Raw genomic sequence first — 20956 nt, forward strand, 5'->3', positions numbered from 1 at the left:
AGGTTGGACCCTACAGGAATGGGGTTAAGGTCGGATGAGGTCGGATGGTGTAGAGAGGATTAAAGGCTTGGCGAAAATTGTCGCAAAATGGCTCTTTTCCAACGTATGTCTTTCGCTATAATGGACGAATGGATGATATAGCGAACGATATTTCCTCGACCATCGGCAAGCGGATCCACACCGAAAGGGCCATGCGGGACTGGTCTCTGGCCGATCTCGCCGAACGGTCCGGTGTGTCCAAAGCGATGCTGAGCACGATCGAGCGCGGTATGACCAGCCCGACGGCGGCCCTTCTGGTCCGCATCGCGGCGGCCTTCGGCATGACGCTGTCGACCCTCATCGCGCGGGCGGAATTGCAGGGCGGCGGGTTGCTGCGCGAGGCTGAGCAGCCGGTGTGGTGCGATCCCGATACGGGCTATGTCAGGCGGCATTTATCACCTGCCACCGACATGCCGCTCGAACTGATCAAGGTGCATCTCCCGGCGGGCGCGAGCGTCAGCTTGCCGGCGGCCTCCTACGCCTTCATCAAGCAGCAGATCTGGTTGATTTCCGGACGGCTCGACTTCACCGAGGGCGATGTGGTGCACAGGCTGGCGCCCGGCGACTGCCTGGCGCTGGGCGCGCCATCGGACTGCACCTTCCACGCCTCGGAGGCGGGCGCCGACTATGTCGTCGCTCTGGTCAGGGGCTGACATCATGGCGAGACGTCCCAAACGCTCCCACAATGGGGGGCCGCCTCTTGATGAGTACAAGGGACCGCCATGGGGCAAAGGCGATCCCTACATCTTCCTGGCCTGGCAGGCCGCGCACGCCAAGGCGTGGAAGGCGCCGAGCCGCGAAATCATGTTGTTGCGCATGGACAAGGCCGAGCGGCTGGGCCTGACCTATGAGGAATACACGCTCGAAATCCTCGAGCGCGGGCGGCATCTCAGGGAAGAAGACACCGAGCGCATCAGCGCCATCAAGGCCGGGCGCAAGCGCCGCCGCGTGAGCCGTCTCGACTGATGCCGGCACGCTGTCTGCCCCCTTCATCGTTTCCAGAGGACTGGTCATGAATTCCATTGATATCGAAGCCCTGAGCGCCAGTGCGGAAACACTGGCAGTCCTGGCTGATCTGCTGGTCGAGACAGTTGCCGCAGGCGGATCGGTCAGTTTCATGCATCCGCTGGCACCGAAATCGGCAAGCGCGTTCTGGGAGAAGTCGCTGGCCGCAGCGGCCAGAGGGGAGCGAGTGGTGCTTGGCGCATGGGACGGCAAGGCCCTTGTCGGCACCGTCACGCTGCTGCTCGACTTCCCGCCCAACCAGCCGCATCGGGCCGAGATCGCCAAGCTGATGACATCGGTCGGATACCGGGGCAGGGGTGTCGGAACGCGCCTGATGCGGGCCGCCGAGCGTCTCGCTGTCGAGAAGGGGCGTACGCTGCTGGTCCTGGATACGGCAACAGAAGAGGGCGCTTCAGGCCTCTACGAAAAACTCGGTTTTACGTTGGCCGGCGAAATACCGGACTATGCGCTGAAGCCACATGGCGGGCTGACCGGCACGCTGATCTATTGGAAGCGCATTGGCGCCTTGTCGAAATAGGTCGCGCCGGTCAGGCCGAGGCGATCCCCGAGAGGCGCCTCAGCAGCCATTGGCGGAAATCCTGCTCGGCACTGGTCAGCCGCGCGGTCGGCGCCCTGGTCAGAAAATGGCCCGAGGTGCTGGAGAGCTCGAAATCGGAAAGCGGCACGAGGGTCCTGCTCCTGAGTGCTGAGTCGACCAGGGGCCGCGAACCCAGAAGCGCGCCGGCTCCGGCGCTTGCCGCTTCCATCGCCGCGACGAAGCTGTCGAAGCGATGTGACCGTTGGGGGTGGCCGGCCAATCCGGCGGCGACAAACCATTCCGCCCACATCTCACGCGCGCCGGCGACCAGAAGCAGTGGCAGCGATGTCCAGTCGGCAGCACCCGCCAGGGCCGGACTTGCCACCGGCACCAGCCGCTCGGTGGTCAGCCTGTCTGCTTCGCGGCCGGGAAAGGATCCGTTGCCGAAGCGGATGTCGAGCGCCGAGCCTGGCAAATCGTAGTCGGCCGGGCGATGGATCGTCACCAGGTCGAGCTGGATGCGCGGCAGCGCCCTGGCAAGATCGGGCAGTGCTGGAACGAGCATCAGCAAGGCAAACGAGATCGGTACGCGGATGGTCACCGTCTGGACGGCGCGCGGCTCGAACAGTTGCGCCGTGCTGCTGCCAATGGTGGCGAAGGCCGACTGGATATGGGGCAGATAGGCAGCGCCTTCCGGCGACAGTGCGACCCCGCGCGCCAGCCGCGTGAACAGACGCGTCTTCAGCCGCTCCTCCAGCAGTCGGATGTGCTGGCTGACGGCGGCCTGGGTCAAGCCGAGTTCAACTGCCGCGGCCGTGAAATTCGACAGCCGCGCCGCGGCCTCGAAACTGCGCAGCCAGTCGAGCGGAGGCAAGGCGGGGACGGTTCTTCGAGCCATTAGTTATTCATGGGCATTGGCCAAAAAATGATAATTTGAGTTATGCCTTCGGCGGGGTCAACATGCAATCGAAACCCACAGACGGAGCTGTGGGGATACAACAGACAGGACGGATTTCCATGCTCACCCACGCGCTGATCGGCGACGAAGGCAGAACAATCGAACTTGGCTGGCAGGATGGGAAACGCACCCGCTTCCATGCCATGTGGCTGCGCGACAACGCGCTCGACGCCAAGACGCGCAGCGCCGGCAACGGCCAACGGCTGATCACCATTCTCGACATTCCGGCCGATACGAAGATCGATGCAGCCTCGGTCAAGGGCGATGCCCTCGAGCTCACCTTCGTGCCGGAAGGAAAGACGGTCAGCTTTCCCTCGATATGGCTGAGCACCAATGCCTATGACCGCGACACCGCTCGCCAGGCCGGGTGGACCGGCACGGACACCGTTCGATGGACCAAGGCCTCGATGCAGGATTCGGTGCCGAGCGCCGGCTATATGGCCGCCAGCCGCGACCGGACGGTCTTGCGGCAGTGGCTCGCTGCGGTGAAAACCTATGGTTTTGCCGTGATGGACGATCTGCCGACAGAATCCGGGGCGCTATGCAAGGTGTCCGACCTGTTCGGCTATATCAGGGAGACCAATTACGGCCGCTGGTTCGAAGTTCGCGCCGAGGTCAATCCGACCAATCTCGCCTACACCAATCTCGGTCTTCAGGCACATACAGACAATCCCTATCGCGATCCGGTGCCGACGTTGCAGATCCTGTCCTGCATCGAGAATACGGTCGAGGGCGGCGAATCCAGCGTCGTCGACGGTTTTGCCGTTGCGGCCGCCTTGCAGGCCGAGAATCCCGAAGGCTTCCGGCTGTTGAGTTCATACCCGGCTCGCTTCGAATATGCCGGTTCATCCGGCGTGCGGCTGCAATCCAAGCGTCCGATGATCGAGCTTGGGCCGGATGGCGAGCTTATCTCCATTCGCTTCAACAACCGCTCGCTGGCGCCGACGGTCGACGTCCCGTTCGCCGAGATGGCCGCATACTATGCAGCCTATCGCCGGTTCGCGGAACTGATCGAGGATCCGTCCTTCGAAGTGACCTTCAAGCTCGAAGCAGGGCAGGCCTTCATCGTCGACAACACCCGCGTCATGCATGCGCGCAAGGCGTTTTCCGGCACCGGCAAGCGCTGGCTGCAGGGTTGCTATGCCGACAAGGACGGCCTGCTGTCGACGCTTTCGGCGATCGAACATCAGTTCAAGGAGGCCGCCGAATGAACGGTCAGAATCTGAACGCGGACAACATCGTCGAGTTCATCGCCGACATCTTTGAGCGTCGGGGGGCCGAATCCTATCTCGGCGAACCCGTCACCATGTCGGAGCACATGCTGCAGGGCGCCTGGTTCGCCGAGCAGGATGGCGCGTCGGAGGTGCTGGTGGCGGCGGCCCTGCTGCACGACATCGGCCACTATACCAGCGAGTTCGGCACCTATTCGCCTGATGATGTCGAGGACAAGCATCACGACGAAGCCGGCGGTGAGGTGCTGGCGCCGTTCTTTCCGCCGGTCATTGTCGAATGCGTCCGGCTGCATGTCTCGGCAAAACGCTACCTCTGCGCCACCGACCCGACCTATTTCGGCAAGCTTTCGCAGGCCTCGGTGCATACGCTGTCGCTGCAGGGTGGGCCGATGAACCCCGAAGAGGTGGCCGAGTTCCGCAAGAACCCGTTCCATGAGGAAGCGGTGCGGGTCCGCAGATGGGACGAAGCCGGCAAGATCGCCAATATGAAAACGCGGACGTTTCGCGATTACGTGCCGTTGCTGCAGCGCGTCGTGCGCGATTTCGCCAATCGCCTCTGACAGCGATTCATCACCGGGAGGGACAGCCATGTGTTTCTGCTTCGACGGCGACAATGCAGTGGCTGCATTCCGGCCGGAGAGCTGCCGCGAGCGCTTGACTGACGCAAGCGCTCGCGCCGAACGACCGGACACTTCACACCATGAACCAGGCCAGGTCGGCTCCGCCGGATCGTTCGAGCCGGCCGATGCTGGCCAAGCGCGCCACATTGCCGGCGGGTTTGTTCGGGAGTATTAGACACGCCCGAAATGCGGCCTGTTTTCATCCGCCGCTGCGTATCGACCACATTCTTGAAGGAGGCATGATGAGATCTTGTTCACGCATTTCGCGCCTCCACGGCAGTCGAACGGGCTGACCGCACCACAGCGGTTTCCAATTTCCCGACGATCTAACGACCGCCTTGCGGTGCGTTGCAGCGCTCATTGTCCGCAATGGATTCGATACAGGTCACTGATGCGGTGGGAGCCGACAAGCTCCCGGCCAACGATCACGGCTGCCTAAAGGCCTGAGATGCGCCTTTGCAACACTCGCTCAGGCCATTGTAAACATTGGAATAATGGCTCTTGCTCAAAAACTTCCTTGAGCCTAGAGAGCCCGCCATTCCAACCCCGTCATCCCCAGAGGAGACCCGTCAAATGTCACGCATATCCAGTTCGACACATTCCGTGCCGGCGCTGGAAGTGCGCGCGGCTGACAGGGTTCCAATCGGGAAGAACGGCCATGGCCAGGTCCATGATCCAGCTCAGGCAGGACGCCGAGCGTTTACGTATTAATGCATATGCCGCGACACTGCGGCGGGTTTCTCCAGCCCGGCGTCCCGCTCCGGATTTCGAGCGGGCGATCGAGGAGGCGCATCGCGGCTTCGGCATGGCGATCCGCGATGGGGCCTTATGGCGCCCGAAGCTGAAGACGCGCGACCATGCGCGTTTGCGGCTTGCGGCTGCGCGCCATCTCTATGCGCTGTACCCGGTGCCGGCCGCGCTCGAAGCCATCTGGCTCGACAGCTCGGGGCTCGATGCCGGTGAGATCAAGCTGCGCAAGGCCTGGTATATTGCGGCCGCGGGCGGCAACTCGCTCTACAAGGCGGGCGCCAGTGCGTGGTTGTCGCGCAAGGAGGTGCACTGCTTCCTGAACCTCTGCGGCGACTTCACGTTCGATGAGGCATTCTGGGTGGCGATCATACGGACTTATACGGATGATTTGGGGCTGGCGGCTCGAATTGCGCGGACGAAGATCGCGCGTACGCCACGCGGCGAGCTTGCCTTCTGGCGCGAGGTCGCCCGGTTCTTCTGCGGACAACCAACGTCCAGGGAAGAGATCGACGATCTGTGCGACTATGTCGGTGCGATGCATCGGCATGATCGCGCCTACAGCCTGAAGGGACGCACGCTCGGCTCGTTGCGCAAGCAGATGTCGGAATGGCACCGCGACATTGCTGCCATCGAACGCATCGAGGCCATGCGTCGCCGCGTCGCCGGCCGGGTTTCGCCGGTAAAAGGCGCCTGGGATGGCTCGCGGCTCGATGACTGGGAATGGCAGCCGCCGGCCAAGGAGGCGAAGGCGCATGGTGAGCGCTTCTTCATTCGCCAGCTAAGGACGGCCGAGGATCTGGTCGCCGAATCCAGGGCGATGCATCACTGCGTGTCGACATACGCAGCCAAATGCATTGCCGGCTATGCCTCGATCTGGGTACTGCGGCGCACGGCGCTTGGCAAGATCGACCGTCGGCTGACGATCGAACTAGACCGGCAACATCGTGCGGTGCAGGTGCGCGGTTTCGGCAATCGTCTGGCTACGCCCGACGAGCGCAAGATACTCGAGCGCTGGGCCAAGGCGAAGGGTGTGATGCTGCCGGACTGAAACGGAAGACCCGCGCGGTGGAAGTCGCCGCGCGGGTTCAAAGGGCGCGGATATGCCGGACGCTATCCCTTGTGATGCACCTTCTGCAGCCCATAGACCGGTGTCGGCAGCCCGGCCTGCCTGGCCTTCAGCTGCAGCGCCAGGAACTGCGAATAGTGGCGCGACTGGTGCAGATTGCCGCCATGGAACCACAGCGCTTCTTGTTGCGTCGGCTTCCACATGTTGCGCAATTCGCCTTCCCAAGGGCCCGGATCCTTGGTGGTGTTGGAGCCGAGGCCCCAGCATTTGCCGACCTTGTCAGCGGTTTCGCGCGATATCAGATCGGCGGCCCAACCGTTCATCGAGCCGTAGCCGGTGGCGTAGACGATAAGGTCCGCAGGCAGTTCCGACCCGTCGCTGAGCAGAACCGAATGCTGCTTGATCTCTTCGACGTCAACGCCGCTCTTCAGCTTGATCGAACCATCGATGACCAGCTGGGAGGCGCCGACGTCGATGTAATAGCCCGAGCCGCGCCTGAGATACTTCATGAACAGGCCGGACTCGTCGTCGCCCCAGTCCAGCATGAAACCGGCCTTTTTCAACCCCTTGTAGAATGCCGCGTCGCGTTTCTTCATCTCGGCATAGGCCGGGATCTGGAACTCGTGCAGGATCTTGTAGGGCAGGGAAGCAAAGATGAGGTCGGCCTTGGCCGTGGTGATGCCGTTCTGAACCGCCTGTTCCGAGTAGAGGGACCCTAGCCCGATTTCCATCAACGTGTCGGATCTGGAGATATGGGTGCTCGAACGCTGCACCATGGTGACGTCGGCGCCGGCTTCCCAAAGTGCGGCGGCGATGTCGTGGGCGGAATTGTTGGAGCCGATGACGACGGCCTTCTTGCCTGCATAGGCGTCGGGGCCTGGATGCTTCGAGGAGTGATGCTGGTCGCCCTTGAAGCTTTCCATGCCCTTGAATTTCGGCAGATTGGCCTTGCCGGACTGTCCAGTGGCCAGCACCAATTGCTTCGGCTTCAGGGTGATATCCTTGCCGTCGCGGTGGACGACGACGGTCCATTCTTTCTTCTTGTCGTCATAGGAAGCGCTCTTGGCCTCGGTCGAGGACCAGTAGTTCAGCTCCATCACCTTGGTGTACATTTCCAGCCAGTCGCCGATCTTGTCCTTGGGCGAGAAGACCGGCCAGTTCTTGGGGAAATCGATATAGGGCAGATGGTCGTACCAGACCGGATCATGCAGGCAGAGCGATTTGTAGCGCTTGCGCCAGCTGTCGCCTGCCCGCTCGTTCTTCTCGATGATTATGGTCGGTACGCCGAGCTGCCGCAGCCTTGCGCCAAGCGCGATGCCACCTTGGCCGCCGCCGATGATCACCGTATCGGGCTGTGTCTTGAAGCCGAGTTCGGCGGCTTCCCTCTCGCGCTCTTCCTTCCATGTCGGACGGTTCTTGCCCGAGCCGTGCTTGGCGCCCATGGGCCGCGCGAAGCCAGCCTTCTCCTCATGACCTTTCAATTCGGCCATGGTGGTCAGCAGTATCCAGATCTTGCCGTCCTTCAGCCTGACATGGCCAAAGCCACGCGCCAGTTCTGTCTCGAAACTGATCCAGCCTTCGATCAGCCCACCGCTCTCGGTCGCGTCCTCACCTTTGGCGAGTGCCCAGTGTGACGGCTTTGTCCTCGACAACTGGCTGTCCAGCATGTCGCGCACCTGATCCTTGCCTTCCATGGTCTTGATGTTCCAGGTGAAGGTGACGAGGTCGCGCCAGTAGCAGTCGTCCTGGAAACAACCGACGGCCTTCTCGACGTCATTGGCGGCCAGGGCGGCGCCGAATTGGTCGAGCAGGTCGGACAGTTTCTTGTTGGGGGCCTTGTCGAGCATAAGTCTTCCTCCGTGAAATCCTGACCGTCATGGTGGCTCCTCCCGAGCCGGACGATCAAGTATCGGCAGAGAGGACGGCGTTCGTCACGCCCCACCATAGTTTCGCGTGGCTTCAAGGACTTATCCGGAGAACGACGCTCCGGAACTGGTCCGGGAGTGCCTAGCGGAGGGCGATGGAAGGGACGTTGCGGTTTGCGTGATGTCGGTACGATATGGCGTCGGTCGCGAAATCGTGACGGCCATTTGTCGAATTGAGAAATACCTTCAGCGCCGGCGCGATTTTTGCCGTTGACAGGCTGCCTTGCCCGCCCTTAGTGTCCGCGACCATGAAAACGGCACTCATTCTCGTAGGAAGGCGCGTGGGCAAGGCGGTGTAACCGCCGGGCGAAAACCTCCCATGCGCAACACACAGGCTCCCTCGGGGGCCTTTTTTATTGCCTGAAACACGACTAAACGACCAGCAAACGCCAGATGGCGGACAGTACGGGACCAGACCGATGAGCAACGGACAGAGTGAGCGGCGCGAGATGACGGGCGCCGAAATGGTGGTGCAGGCGCTGAAGGACAATGGCGTCAAGCATGTCTTCGGTTATCCCGGCGGCGCCGTCCTTCCGATCTATGACGAGATATTCCAGCAGGACGAGGTCGAGCACATTCTGGTCCGGCACGAGCAAGGGGCCGGCCATGCCGCCGAAGGCTATGCGCGCTCGACCGGCAAGGCCGGCGTCATGCTGGTGACATCAGGCCCCGGCGCCACCAACGCGGTGACGCCGCTGCAGGACGCGCTGATGGATTCGATCCCGCTGGTCTGCCTGACCGGGCAGGTGCCGACCTCGCTGATTGGCTCCGACGCCTTCCAGGAATGCGACACCGTCGGCATCACGCGCCCCTGCACCAAGCACAACTGGCTGGTAAAGGACGTCAACGATCTCGCCGCGACCATCCACGAAGCCTTCCATGTCGCCACGACCGGTCGTCCCGGTCCGGTGGTGGTCGATATCCCCAAGGACGTGCAGTTCGCCAAGGGGTTTTATGTCCCGCCGCAGATTGCGCCGCGCACCAGCTATCAGCCCAAGGTCCAGGGTGACCTGGAGAAGATCAAGGCAGCCGTCGAGCTGATGGCCGGCGCCAAGAGGCCGATCATCTATTCAGGCGGCGGTGTCATCAATTCCGGCCCGGAAGCGAGCCATCTGCTGCGCGAACTGGTCGACCTCACCGGCTTCCCGATCACCTCGACGCTGATGGGTCTCGGCGCCTATCCGGCGTCGGGCAAGAACTGGATGGGCATGCTGGGCATGCACGGCACCTATGAAGCCAACATGGCCATGCATGATTGCGACGTGATGATCTGCATCGGCGCGCGCTTCGACGACCGCATCACCGGCCGGCTGACGGCGTTCTCGCCAAACTCGCGCAAGATCCACATCGACATCGATCCGTCGTCGATCAACAAGAACGTGCACACCGAAGTGCCGATCATCGGCGATGTCGGCCGCGTTCTGGAGGATATGGTGCGGCTGTGGCGGGCAACCGCCAAGGCCGACAAGAAGGCGCTCTACCCCTGGTGGGAGCAGATCGCCAAGTGGCGCGGTCGCGATTCACTCGCCTACAAGATGAACCACGACGTGATCATGCCGCAATACGCCATCCAGCGGCTCTACGAACTGACCAAGGGCATGGACACCTACATCACCACCGAGGTCGGCCAGCACCAGATGTGGGCGGCGCAGCATTATCATTTCGAGAAGCCGAACCGCTGGATGACATCAGGCGGGCTGGGCACGATGGGCTACGGCCTGCCGGCCGCACTCGGCGTGCAGATCGCGCATCCCGATGCGCTGGTCATCGACATTGCCGGCGACGCCTCGGTGCAGATGACGATGCAGGAGATGAGCGCGGCGGTGCAGCACAATGCGCCGATCAAGATCTTCATCCTCAACAACCAGTATATGGGCATGGTGCGCCAGTGGCAGCAGCTGCTGCACGGCAACCGGCTGTCGCATTCCTACACCGAGGCGATGCCGGACTTCGTCAAGCTGGCCGAGGCCTATGGCGGCCACGGCATTCGCTGCGAGAAGCCGGACGAGCTGGACGACGCGATCAAGGAGATGATCTCGGTCAGGAAGCCGGTGCTGTTCGATTGCCGCGTGGCGAACCTCGCCAACTGCTTCCCGATGATCCCGTCGGGCAAGGCACACAACGAGATGCTGCTGCCGGACGAAGCCACCGACGAGGCCGTGGCGAATGCCATCGACGCCAAGGGCAGGGAACTGGTGTAGCAGACAAGCCGAGGCAGGGCTGTCGCGAGAAGCCGTGCGGGAACAGAGAGTTAGATCAAGAGTTTGAAATCGAGATTCATGTCATGAACGCACAGCTACAACCGACCGGTTCGGCCTATTTCATCGCCAAGGAAACCGAGAAGCCTGAGAACCACACGCTTTCCGTGCTGGTCGACAATGAGCCGGGCGTGCTTGCCCGGGTCATCGGCCTGTTTTCCGGGCGCGGCTACAACATCGAGAGCCTGACCGTTTCCGAGACCGAGCATGAAAAGCATCTGTCGCGCATCACCATCGTGACGCGCGGCACGCCGCATGTGCTGGAGCAGATCAAGCATCAGCTGGAGCGTATCGTGCCGGTGCATCGCGTGGTCGATCTCACCGTGCGTTCGCACGAGTCCGGCCAGGAGCGGCCGCTGGAGCGGGAACTGGCGCTGGTCAAGGTCGCCGGCACCGGCGAGGCTCGTGTCGAGGCGCTGCGGCTGGCCGACGCCTTCCGCGCCAGCGTCATCGACGCCAACACCGAGCATTTCATCTTCGAGATCACCGGCAAGGGCACCAAGATCGACCAGTTCATCGCCATCATGAAGCCGCTCGGCCTCGTCGAAATCTGCCGCACCGGCGTGGCGGCGTTGAACCGCGGTCCGCAGGGGATGTAGGCCGACTTAACGATCCGAATCTTCCAGCAACGTAAGGACTGGCGTGGCCAACTGCCGACGCTGGCCTTTGCGATGGCCGGAAAGAGTCAATAGTGCTGGCGTATCCGGGAGGATATCATGTCACTCGACGCATTCCTCGCACTGCTCGTCTATGCCTTCGTGACCTCGATCACGCCGGGGCCGAACAATCTTATGCTGCTGGCCTCCGGCGTCAATTTCGGCATCGCCAGGACGATTCCCCACATGTTCGGCATCAGCATGGGATTCCTGGTGCTGCTGCTCGCCGTCGGTCTCGGCCTGGGTGCGGTTTTGACAGCGTTTCCGGCATTGCACACGGGATTGAAGATCGCGGGTGGTGCCTATCTGCTCTATCTTGCCTGGAAGATTGCCATGTCGCGCTCGCTCAACGGCAAGGGCGATGCCGAAGGGCGACCGATGCGTTTCATCGATGCCGCCGCTTTCCAGTGGGTCAATCCCAAGGCCTGGGTGATGGCGATCACCGCCATGGCTGTCTACACCAACCCCGATCACCCCTTCATTTCGGTGGCGCTGATCTCGGTCGCCTTCGCCGTCGTCAATCTGCCGAGCGTCTCGGTGTGGGCGGGATTCGGCACGGCGCTGCGTGGATTCCTGTCGGATCCGGTGCGGCTCAAATGGTTCAACATCGCCATGGGCGTGCTGCTGGCGGCGACGCTGTGGCCGATGCTGCGCTAGGCTAAGGACTCAGTTGCGGCGATGCAGATCGCCGACTTGAATCTGCAGCCCTTGGAAATTCCTCCGCTTCAAGACAAGATCATCCGACTCTAGCCTCTTGGGGAAACTCTGATGGAAAGCCACGAGCCGTTTTTGCGCGAGGCGATTGCGCTCTCGAAATCCGCAATGGAACGCGGCGACGAACCGTTTGGCTCGGTGCTGGTGAAGGACGGCGAAGTCATCCTGCGCGCCGAAAACAGCGTCTTCACCGGCCACGATATGACGAACCACGCCGAGATGAACCTGGTCAAGCTGGCGGCGCAGCACTACGACTCCGCTTTTCTCGCCGACTGCACGCTCTACACCAGCACGGAGCCGTGCGCGATGTGCTCCGGGGCGATTTACTGGTCGGGCATCGGGCGCATGGTGTTTGCGTGCTCCGAAGCGCGGCTTGGCGAGATCGCCGGGATCGGGTTGAACGTGCCGAGCCGGGCGGTGCTGCAAACCGGCGCGCGCATCGTCACCGTGGTTGGCCCGACCCTCGAAGACGAAGCCGCCGAAGTCCACCAGGAATTCTGGCCGAAGCATCTGGGCAAGGCTTAGAGCCCAGCTTTTGAGGCCTATGACGGGCTTCCGCCAGCGACCATAGCCGGCTGCCTATCCATTGTGCAGTGCACATTAAATCTTCGTAATGCCGTGTTTTGGCCCTTTTCCAACAAACGCCTGTCCTATCTATTCGGCTAAATCGCGGCAATCAGCCGTGAATTGCGCTAGAATACGACCACCAAGGCAACGGCGTGTCGGACGGAGAGGGTACTTTGACGATACGTGGAAAACTCGTTCTTTCATTGCTGGCAGTTGCCTGCGCGGGCGCGGCCTGGCTCTATCTTTCGCCTGACGCGCTGACCAAGGCTCAGCAGCTGGTCGGCATGAAGCAGGTCACGGCGGTGGACAAAAAACCGGCCGGTGACAAGGCGGCAGCTGGCGACAAGCAGGCATCAGGCAGTGGCGGCGCCCGGTCGGCCTCGATCCTCTCCGCGACAGCAACAACGGCTGATTTCCCGATCCGGCGCTATGCCATCGGCTTCGTCTCCTCTCCGGCAGTGGTCAACATCAATGCGCGGGTCTCCAGCCAGATCGTCTCGATCGACGTCAAGGACGGGCAGATGGTGAAGGCCGGCGATACACTGTTCTCGCTCGATGACCGGGCCTTGAAGGCGCAGCTCGCCAAGGATCAGGCGACGCTCGCCAAGGACCAGGCAATGCTTGCCAGCTCAAGTTCCGATCTTCAGCGGGCCAAGGATCTGGTCGCCAAGCAGGCCGGCACGCAGCAGACCTACGACCAGGCCGTTGCCGCGCAGAAGGCAGCGGCCGCCACCGTCGATGCCGATAAGGCAACGATCGACGCCGACAATGTCCAGCTTGGCTTTGCCACCATAACGGCGCCGATTGCCGGCAGGCTGGGTGCCGTCAGTGTTGCCATGGGCGACCTCGTCACCGTCAGCAATGGCAACAGCAGCACGGCGACACCGCTGGTGACCATCACCCAGATGGACCCGTTGCAGGTCAACTTCAATCTGCCGGAAAGCAATTTGGCGCTGCTGCACAAGGCGCTTGCCAATCCGCAGCAAGGGGCGGTGACGTTGACCAAGGATGGCGACCCGACGCCGATCGGCAAGGGCACGCTTGATTTCGTCGATTCCAGTGTCGACACCGCGTCGGGCACGATCGCCACGCGGGCGAGCATCCCCAATGCCGATATGTCGCTGTGGCCCGGACAGTATGTGAATGTCATCCTCGACGCCGGTATCATGCCGCAGATGACCTCGGTTCCGACCGTCGCGGTACAGCCCAGCCAGAAGGGGCCGTTCGTCTATGTGGTCAAGCCCGACAACACCGTCGAGATGCGGCCGGTGCAGGTGGCGCTGACCGAAGGGGAAAACAGCGCGATCAGCCAGGGTGTGAAAGCTGGCGAAAAGGTGGTCACGGAAGGCCAGACCAGGCTGAAGAACGGTGCCGCCGTGCATGAGGGCACCACGACAGCAGCGCCCAAGGTGGCCGAGGCGACCAATACGGGCGAGGCGGCCCAATGATCTCCGAATTCTGCATTCGCAGGCCTGTAGCCACCCTTCTGATGTCGTTCGCCCTCGTGCTGGGCGGACTGTTTGCCTACAAATTCCTGCCGGTGGCGGCACTGCCGAGCGCTGAATTTCCGGTGGTCAACGTCTCGGCCTCGCTGCCGGGCGCCTCGCCGGAGACCATGGCGACTTCGGTGGCGACGCCGCTGATCAAGCAGTTCGCGACCATTGCCGGCATCGATTCCATTTCGACCACGAACTCGCTTGGCCAGACCTCGATCGCCATCCAGTTCGTGCTCAACCGCGACATCGACGCGGCAGCGGCCGACGTGCAGGCGGCGATCGCGCGCACGCAGAAGTCGCTGCCGCCGCAGATGACGTCGCCGCCGAGCTACCGAAAGGTCAATCCGGCCGACGCGCCGATCCTTTTGATGTCGCTGGTCAGCGACACGGTTCCGCTGACCGACCTCGATGCCTTCGCCGAAAACGTCATCTCGCCGTCACTGTCGACCATCGACGGCGTTGCGCAGGTCTCGATCTTCGGCCAGCAGAAATATGCGGTGCGCATTCAGATCGATCCGACAGCGCTTGCCGCGCGCGGCATCTCGATCGACCAGCTGCAGGCGGCTGTTGCATCCGCGAACAGCAACACGCCGCTCGGTGTGCTGCAGAACAACAAGCAGCAGCTGACCATCACCGCCAACACGCAACTGACCGATGCCGCCGGCTTCTCCAACCTGATCATCGCCACCAAGAACGGCCATCCGGTGCGGCTGGGCGAGGTGACCCGCGTCGTCGATTCCGTTCAGACCACGACGACGGCGAGCTGGTACGACGGCACGCGCGCGATCATCATGGCGGTGCAGCGCCAGCCCGACGCCAACACCGTCGACGTCGTCGACAAGGTCAAGGCGATGCTGCCGTCCTTCCAGGACCAGATGCCGGCGGCCGCCCAGATCAAGCTGCTCAACGACCGTTCGAGCTCGATCCGCCAGGCGGTCAGCGACGTGCAGTTCACGCTGCTGCTCACCATTGCCCTGGTGATCCTGGTGATCTTCGTGTTCCTGCGCCGCGTCACGGCGACCATCATCCCGGCCGTGGCGGTGCCGATCTCGCTGATCGCCACGCTTGGCGCGATGTTTCTGTTCGGCTTCTCCATCGACAACATATCGCTGATGGGCCTGACGCTGGCGGTGGGCCTCGTTGTCGACGACGCGATCGTCATGCTCGAAAACATCTTCCGGCACATGGAGGAGGATGGCTTGTCAGCCTTCGATGCGTCGCTGAAGGGCGCGCGCGAAATCGGCTTCACCATCATTTCGATCTCGATCTCGCTGGTGGCGGTGTTCATCCCCGTGCTTTTGATGGGCGGCGTCATCGGGCGCATCTTCAACGAATTCGCCGTCGTGGTGACGGTTGCCATCCTGGCATCTATGTTCGTGTCGCTGACGCTGACGCCGATGCTGTGCTCGCGCCTGCTCTCGGTCACCAAGGCGGATCGCGACAAGCATGGCCCCGGCCACAAGCAGGACATTGTCACACGCGGCTACGACCGGATTCTGACATTTTGCCTGCGGCACACTTTCCTGGTCTTCCTCGTCTTTGTCGGCACCGCGGCGGCGTCGGTTTGGTTGATCGACATCTCGCCCAAGGGCTTCTTCCCGCAGGAGGACATCAGCCAGATCTCGGTGACGACCATCGCGCGCCAGGACATTTCTTTCGACGCCATGGTGAAGCTGCAGGGGCAGGTGGCGAGCGTCTTTTCCCATTCGCCCTATGTTTCGCATGTGGCATGGTCGGCAGGCAGCGGTAACAATGCATTGAACCAGGGCCAGCTCTATGTGCAGTTGAAGGACAAGAGTCAGCGGCCCGACATCGATAAGGTGCAGGCGGATCTGCGAAAGCAACTGGCCGGCGTCGCGGGCATCGAGACCTACATGCAGCCGGTGCAGAACCTGCGGCTCGGTTCGCGCTCGTCGGCCAGTGCCTACCAGCTCGTGGTTCAGGGCCTCGATACCGGCCTGACCGACCAGTGGGCGCAGAAACTGAATGACGCGATGGCGGCCGACCATACGACCTTCACCGACGTAACCAGCGACCTGCAGAACAACGCGCTGCAGGCATCGCTGGTCATTGATCGCGACAAGGCCGCCCAGCTCGGCATTGATACCGACACGCTGCGCTCCGCCCTCTACGGCGGATTTGGCACCGACCAGGTTTCAACGATCTTCGGTTCGGCCGACAGCTATGAGGTCATCACCGAGCTCGATCCCAAGATCGAATGGTCGCCCGAGCGCATGCTCGCCATCCAGATGAGGACGGCAAGCGGCTCCCTGGTTCCGCTCGGTGCCTTCGCCCGGGTCGACCGCACGGCCGGCGCCCTGACGGTCAACCAGCTCGGCCAGCTTCCGGCCGTGACCATCTCCTACAATCTGCCGCAAGGTGTCGCGCTGGGCGACAGCGTCACGCGCATCAATGCACTCAAAGAACAGATCGGCATGCCGACGGTGATCTCGACGACCTTCGCCGGCACGGCCAAGACCTTCCAGGATTCCCTTGCCAACCAGGGGCTTCTGGTCGGCGGCGCGATCCTGACCATCTATATCGTGCTCGGCATTCTCTACGAGAGCTTCATCCACCCGCTCACCATCCTCACCGGCCTGCCGTCGGCGGTGCTGGGGGCGGTCGTTGCCTTGCGTTTTGCCGGCATGGATCTGTCTGTTATTGCGGTGATCGGCATCCTGATGCTGATCGGCATCGTCAAGAAGAACGGCATCATGATGGTCGACGTCGCGCTCGAACTGCGACGAGAAGGCATGTCGGCCAAGGACTCCATCCACAAGGCCTGCCTGATGCGTTTCAGGCCGATCATGATGACGACTTTGGCGGCATTGATGGGTACGTTCCCGATCGCGCTCGGTACCGGCGCCAGCGCGGAACTGCGCCAGCCGCTGGGCGTGGCCGTTGTCGGCGGCCTCTTGGCTTCGCAGGCGCTGACCCTGTTCGTGACACCGGTGATCTACGTCTATATGGAGAATTTCTCGGGCTGGCTGGTCGGGCTGTGGTCGAGGGGCAAGGCCAAACCGCAGGTGGTCAAGGAGAGTGGCGACCAGCCTTCGCTGTTTGGCACCAATGACGACATCCCGGCGGACGCGCAAAAGACGGCCGCTGAATGACAGGCTGACACGGCAAGGACAGAAGCTGGCCCAAGCCGTTATGCTTGCGGCCGGCGGATCGGAGCCGTAATTTGCGGTCATGTCCCATGATCATGACCACGACAACGAACTCGATCCGTTTGCCGCCCGGGTGCGGGCGCTGGAGACCATCTTGAGCCGCAAGGGGCTGATCGATCCGGCGGCGATCGACGCCATCGTCGACACCTACGAGACCAAGATCGGCCCGCGCAACGGCGCCAGGGTGGTGGCCAAGGCCTGGAGCGATCCCGCCTATGCGGACTGGCTGAAGCGTGATGCGACGGCGGCGATCGAATCGCTCAGCTATACCGGCCGCCAGGGCGAGCACATGCAGGCGGTGTTCAATACAGAGGAGACGCACAACCTCGTCGTCTGCACGCTGTGCTCCTGCTATCCGTGGTCGGTGCTGGGGCTGCCGCCGGTCTGGTACAAGGCGCCGCCCTATCGCTCACGCGCGGTGATCGATCCGCGCGGCGTGCTCGAGGAGTTCGGGCTGACGCTTCCGACGACCAAGAAGATCAGGGTCTGGGATTCGACGGCGGAGCTGCGCTATCTCGTGGTGCCGATGCGGCCGGATGGCACCGACGGCTGGAGCGAGGAGCGGCTGGCCGATCTGGTGAGCCGCGATGCGATGATCGGTACGGCGCTCGCGCAGGAACCGCAACAAACCGGCGAGCCGGCATGAACGGCCCCCATGATCTCGGCGGACAGATGGGGTTCGGCCCGGTCGCGCCCGAAAAGGACGAGCCCTATTTCCACGCCGCCTGGGAGAGGCGGGCGCTAGGCGTGACGCTTTGCGCCAGCGCCATGGGCGCCTGGACTATCGACGAGAGCAGGCACGCGCGGGAATCGCTGCATCCGGCCGACTATTATAGCTCCAGCTACTACCAGATCTGGATCAAGGCGCTGGAGACCTTGCTCAAGCGCCATGGTTTCGTCAGTGAACGCGATCTCAAGGCGGGTGAGGCGATCGACGCGGCGGCGACGCCGAAGCGGGTGCTGAAGGCGGAAAACGTTCCGGCCGTGCTGGCCAAGGGCGGCCCTTGCGACCGGCCGGTCGCAACAGCGCCGCGCTTCAAGGCCGGCGACGCCGTACAGACGAAGAATTTCAACCCGAGCGGCCACACCAGACTGCCGCGTTATGCGCGCGACAAGCGTGGCACGATCGAGGCAGTCCATGACGGCTTCGTCTTTCCCGACACCAATGCACATGGGCAAGGCGAGAACCCGCAATGGGTTTACACGGTGGTCTTCGACGGCACCGAGATCTGGGGTGAGGGCGCCGACCCGACACTGACTGTGTCGATCGATGCCTGGGAGAGCTACCTTGAGCCGGCTTGAGGCGAACGGACCGGCGGTCGATTTGCCTGACAGCCTGGATGCGCCGGTGTTTGCCGAGCCATGGCAAGCCGAAGCGTTCGCGATGACCGTGGCGCTGCATGACAAGGGCCTGTTCTCGTGGGGCGAGTGGGCGCAAGCCCTGTCGGCGCAGGTGAAGAAGCCGGGCGCCGCAACGGACGGACACGACTATTACGAGCACTGGCTGGCGGCACTGGAAAGCCTGCTTGCCGCCAAGGGCCTGGCCGCCAAGCCCGATGTCGACGCGATGGCGCAAGCCTGGGAACGCGCCGCGCATGCGACCCCACACGGCAAGCCGATCCTGCTGGAAAACGATCCGGAATTCACATCCGCCAGATGAGGCGGCGGCCTCACGAAAGGCCAATCTTCCGCACCGCTCGCCAGGCACCGGCAACCAACCGCTGCGCATTTCACAAAGAGAGAATGAATGTATCTGTCGGAAATTCTCTCGATCGGCGCGGCCTTGTGCATCGCCACCAGTGGCATGCTGGCTGGTGAACTGATCGGCCGCATCGATGCGTTGACCCTGACCCGGCTGCAAACGCTCGCGGTGACAATTGCCACCACGATCGGGGCCACGCTGCTGGGCGGCTGGGCCGGGCTACTGCCTTGGCAGGTGGGCTATCTCTCGGCCTCTGGCGTGTTCGGGATCTTCATTGCCTCTTCGGCCTATATCTCGTCGATATTCGCGCTTGGGCCGCGCCTGGCGCTGCTGGTTTTCTCGCTGACCTCGCCCTTTGCCCTGATCATGGGCTATTTGTTTCTGGGAGAGACGGTTGGCCCGGTCAAGCTGGCCGGTGTGGCGCTGGTTATCGCCGGCATTGTCCTGGCCATCCTGTTCGGCCGTCCCGCCAAGGTTCAGCCGGAAGGCATTTTCCCGACCCCGCCGATCGAGGCGGCAGTGCTGCCGGCAAAACAGATGACCTTGCCTGTCGGTCTCGCCTTCGGGTTGGTTGCCGCACTCGGGCAGGCCGCGGGCGCGTTGGTGGCGCGTCCCGTCATGGCGTCGGGTGTCAATCCGTTCACGGCGATGGCGATCCGGACCGGTGTGTCGGCGGTGCTCTTCCTTCTGCTCTTGCTGGTTCCCCGCCGCAGCGCCGCCAGGCGCCCCCGGCCGGCGGCACGAACGCTGGGCATCGGCATCTGCGGCGCGCTGATCGGCACGGGCATGGGCATGTCGCTGATCATGGCCGCGCTGGCCGGCGGAAAGGTCGGCATCGTCTCGACATTGTCGTCGCTGTCGCCGGTGCTGGTGTTGCCCATGGTGTGGCTGCGCACAGGCTACAGGCCATCGGCACCGGCCTGGGCCGGCGCGGTACTCGCCTTTGCCGGCACATCTCTCATCGCGGCCGGCTGAAAGCGGCGATCAACCGGGCGCTGTCTTTGTTCTCTTTACGTTCTTTTTGTGGCCTGATAGCCTGAACCGTCGGAGGCGCTCGGTGCGTCACGACGGCAGTCGATATGGCGGCTGTCTTGTCTTTCCCTTGCGAATCCGGTCTGTCGCATTGATGGAATTCTCCCCCCAACAGGACGAGGCGCTGCAATCGGTTGCCCGCTGGCTGAAGGCCGGCCAGCCGCAGCTGTTCCGGCTGTTTGGCTATGCCGGCACCGGCAAGACGACGCTGGCGCGCTATTTCGCCGAACATGTCGACGGCCAGGTGCAGTTCGCTGCCTTCACCGGCAAGGCCGCACAGGTGCTGCGCTCCAAGGGCGCGGTCAATGCCCGCACCATTCATTCGCTGATCTACAGGGCCAAGGGCGAGGAATCGGTTGAGGATGAGGTGACAGGCAAGACCTCGATGTCGCCGACCTTCTCGCTCAACCGGCAAAGCCCGATCTCGCGCGCCAAGCTGGTCGTCATCGACGAATGCTCGATGGTCGACGAGCAGCTTGGCCGCGACCTGATGAGTTTCGGCACGCCGATCCTGGTGCTAGGCGATCCCGGCCAGTTGCCGCCGATTTCGGGCGGTGGTTTCTTCACCGACCATGAGCCGGACTATCTCCTGACCGAAATCCACCGGCAGGCGCGCGACAATCCGATCCTGCGGCTGGCGCTGGATGTGCGCGAGGGCCGTGAATTCATGCGCGGCGACTATGGCACGGCGCAAGTGATCGGCAAGGAAGACGTTACCCAGGAACTGGTGTTGAAGGCAGACCAGGTTCTGGTCGGCACCAACCGCACGCGTCGACGCTACAACCAGCGCCTGCGCGAGCTCAAAGGCTTCAATGCCGACTATCCGCAGGCCGGCGACAAGCTGGTTTGCCTGCGCAACGACGCGGCCAAGGGGCTGCTCAACGGTTCGCTGTGGAAGGTGATGACCTCATCGCGCGAAACGGTGAAGCCCGGCATCAACCTGCTGGTTTCGCCCGAAGAGGATGATCCGGACCGCGGCGTCGCCAAGATCAAGCTGCTCAAGGCGGCGTTCGAGGATCCCGACGCCGATATCCCCTGGCAGCAGAAGAAGCGCTTCGACGATTTCGACTACGGCTATGCCTTGACTGTGCACAAGGCGCAGGGCTCGCAGTGGAACGAGATTGTGCTGTTCGACGAAAGCTGGGCGTTCAAGGAAACCCGCCAGCGCTGGCTTTATACCGCCATCACCCGGGCCGCCGAGCGACTGACCATCGTCAGGTAAGGCATG

At 62.7% G+C, this 20956-nt stretch carries 19 protein-coding genes; 17 read left to right on the forward strand and 2 right to left on the reverse strand.

The genetic code is table 11. The features are described from left to right. Positions 1–128: 128 nt before the first annotated feature. Genes EB235_RS18215 through EB235_RS18225 form a run of 3 tightly spaced genes read left to right on the forward strand, consistent with a single transcriptional unit; the run spans position 129 to position 1582 of the window. On the forward strand, positions 129–692 hold the full coding sequence (locus EB235_RS18215; protein ID WP_027029630.1) for a helix-turn-helix domain-containing protein: 564 nt from the start codon (positions 129–131) through the stop codon (positions 690–692). Positions 693–696: 4 nt separating this feature from the next. After that, positions 697–1005 (forward strand): hypothetical protein, encoded by a 309-nt coding sequence (locus EB235_RS18220; protein ID WP_027029629.1) that lies wholly within the window; start codon positions 697–699, stop codon positions 1003–1005. A 46-nt stretch (positions 1006–1051) separates the two neighbouring features. Then, positions 1052–1582, forward strand: a complete 531-nt coding sequence (locus tag EB235_RS18225) for a GNAT family N-acetyltransferase (protein ID WP_027029628.1) — start codon at positions 1052–1054, stop codon at positions 1580–1582. Positions 1583–1592: 10 nt separating this feature from the next. On the opposite strand, the gene EB235_RS18230 is transcribed toward EB235_RS18225, so the two are convergent. Continuing rightward, entirely contained in the window at positions 1593–2480 is an 888-nt protein-coding gene (locus EB235_RS18230) for a LysR family transcriptional regulator (protein ID WP_027029627.1), read from the reverse strand. 119 nt (positions 2481–2599) lie between these two features. Between EB235_RS18230 and tmpA the strand changes: the two genes are divergently transcribed. The 3 genes from tmpA (at position 2600) to EB235_RS18245 (ending at position 6190) form a co-directional block, all read left to right on the forward strand. Then, entirely contained in the window at positions 2600–3751 is a 1152-nt protein-coding gene (gene tmpA, locus EB235_RS18235) for a 2-trimethylaminoethylphosphonate dioxygenase (protein WP_027029626.1), read from the forward strand. Then, complete coding sequence (gene tmpB, locus EB235_RS18240; protein ID WP_027029625.1) at positions 3748–4332, forward strand: (R)-1-hydroxy-2-trimethylaminoethylphosphonate oxygenase; 585 nt, start codon at positions 3748–3750, stop codon at positions 4330–4332. The genes tmpA and tmpB overlap by 4 nt, the downstream gene beginning before the upstream one ends. Before the next feature lie 718 nt (positions 4333–5050). Further along, positions 5051–6190 carry a PcfJ domain-containing protein gene (locus EB235_RS18245; protein ID WP_027029624.1) on the forward strand — a complete coding sequence of 380 codons (1140 nt, stop codon included), beginning with the start codon at positions 5051–5053 and terminating at the stop codon, positions 6188–6190. Positions 6191–6252: 62 nt separating this feature from the next. Here the strand turns inward: EB235_RS18245 and EB235_RS18250 are convergent, their stop codons facing one another. Further along, positions 6253–8055, reverse strand: coding sequence for an NAD(P)/FAD-dependent oxidoreductase (locus EB235_RS18250; RefSeq protein ID WP_027029623.1), 1803 nt, complete (start codon positions 8053–8055; stop codon positions 6253–6255). 497 nt (positions 8056–8552) lie between these two features. On the opposite strand from EB235_RS18250, the gene EB235_RS18255 reads away from it, so the two are divergent. The 11 genes from EB235_RS18255 to EB235_RS18305 all read left to right on the forward strand — a co-directional run bounded on the left by EB235_RS18255 (position 8553) and on the right by EB235_RS18305 (position 20950). Continuing rightward, positions 8553–10334, forward strand: a complete 1782-nt coding sequence (locus EB235_RS18255; protein ID WP_027029621.1) for an acetolactate synthase 3 large subunit — start codon at positions 8553–8555, stop codon at positions 10332–10334. 83 nt (positions 10335–10417) lie between these two features. After that, positions 10418–10990, forward strand: coding sequence for an acetolactate synthase small subunit (ilvN, locus tag EB235_RS18260; RefSeq protein ID WP_027029620.1), 573 nt, complete (start codon positions 10418–10420; stop codon positions 10988–10990). Positions 10991–11107: 117 nt separating this feature from the next. After that, positions 11108–11704 carry a LysE family translocator gene (locus tag EB235_RS18265; protein ID WP_027029619.1) on the forward strand — a complete coding sequence of 199 codons (597 nt, stop codon included), beginning with the start codon at positions 11108–11110 and terminating at the stop codon, positions 11702–11704. A gap of 111 nt (positions 11705–11815) precedes the next feature. Then, on the forward strand, positions 11816–12286 hold the full coding sequence (locus tag EB235_RS18270; RefSeq protein WP_027029618.1) for a nucleoside deaminase: 471 nt from the start codon (positions 11816–11818) through the stop codon (positions 12284–12286). Between the two features lie 221 nt (positions 12287–12507). Next, a complete protein-coding gene (locus EB235_RS18275) occupies positions 12508–13776 on the forward strand; it encodes an efflux RND transporter periplasmic adaptor subunit (protein WP_027029617.1) in 1269 nt (422 codons plus the stop codon). Further along, positions 13773–16937: an efflux RND transporter permease subunit gene (locus EB235_RS18280; RefSeq protein WP_027029616.1), complete on the forward strand. Its 3165-nt coding sequence runs from the start codon at positions 13773–13775 to the stop codon at positions 16935–16937. Before EB235_RS18275 ends, EB235_RS18280 begins: the two co-directional genes overlap by 4 nt. A 79-nt stretch (positions 16938–17016) precedes the next feature. Next, entirely contained in the window at positions 17017–17640 is a 624-nt protein-coding gene (nthA, locus tag EB235_RS18285; RefSeq protein ID WP_027029615.1) for a nitrile hydratase subunit alpha, read from the forward strand. Further along, the gene (gene nthB, locus EB235_RS18290) at positions 17637–18296 is read left to right on the forward strand and encodes a nitrile hydratase subunit beta (RefSeq protein WP_027029614.1); all 660 of its coding nucleotides are present in this window, start codon (positions 17637–17639) and stop codon (positions 18294–18296) included. Before nthA ends, nthB begins: the two co-directional genes overlap by 4 nt. Then, positions 18283–18654 (forward strand): nitrile hydratase accessory protein, encoded by a 372-nt coding sequence (locus EB235_RS18295; protein WP_027029613.1) that lies wholly within the window; start codon positions 18283–18285, stop codon positions 18652–18654. Before nthB ends, EB235_RS18295 begins: the two co-directional genes overlap by 14 nt. 87 nt (positions 18655–18741) lie before the next feature. Continuing rightward, complete coding sequence (locus tag EB235_RS18300; protein WP_027029612.1) at positions 18742–19671, forward strand: EamA family transporter; 930 nt, start codon at positions 18742–18744, stop codon at positions 19669–19671. 151 nt (positions 19672–19822) lie between these two features. Beyond that, positions 19823–20950: an ATP-dependent DNA helicase gene (locus tag EB235_RS18305; RefSeq protein ID WP_027029611.1), complete on the forward strand. Its 1128-nt coding sequence runs from the start codon at positions 19823–19825 to the stop codon at positions 20948–20950. The last annotated feature ends 6 nt before the right edge of the window (positions 20951–20956 follow it).

This window comes from Mesorhizobium loti R88b (assembly GCF_013170845.1).
Classification (GTDB): domain Bacteria; phylum Pseudomonadota; class Alphaproteobacteria; order Rhizobiales; family Rhizobiaceae; genus Mesorhizobium; species Mesorhizobium loti_B.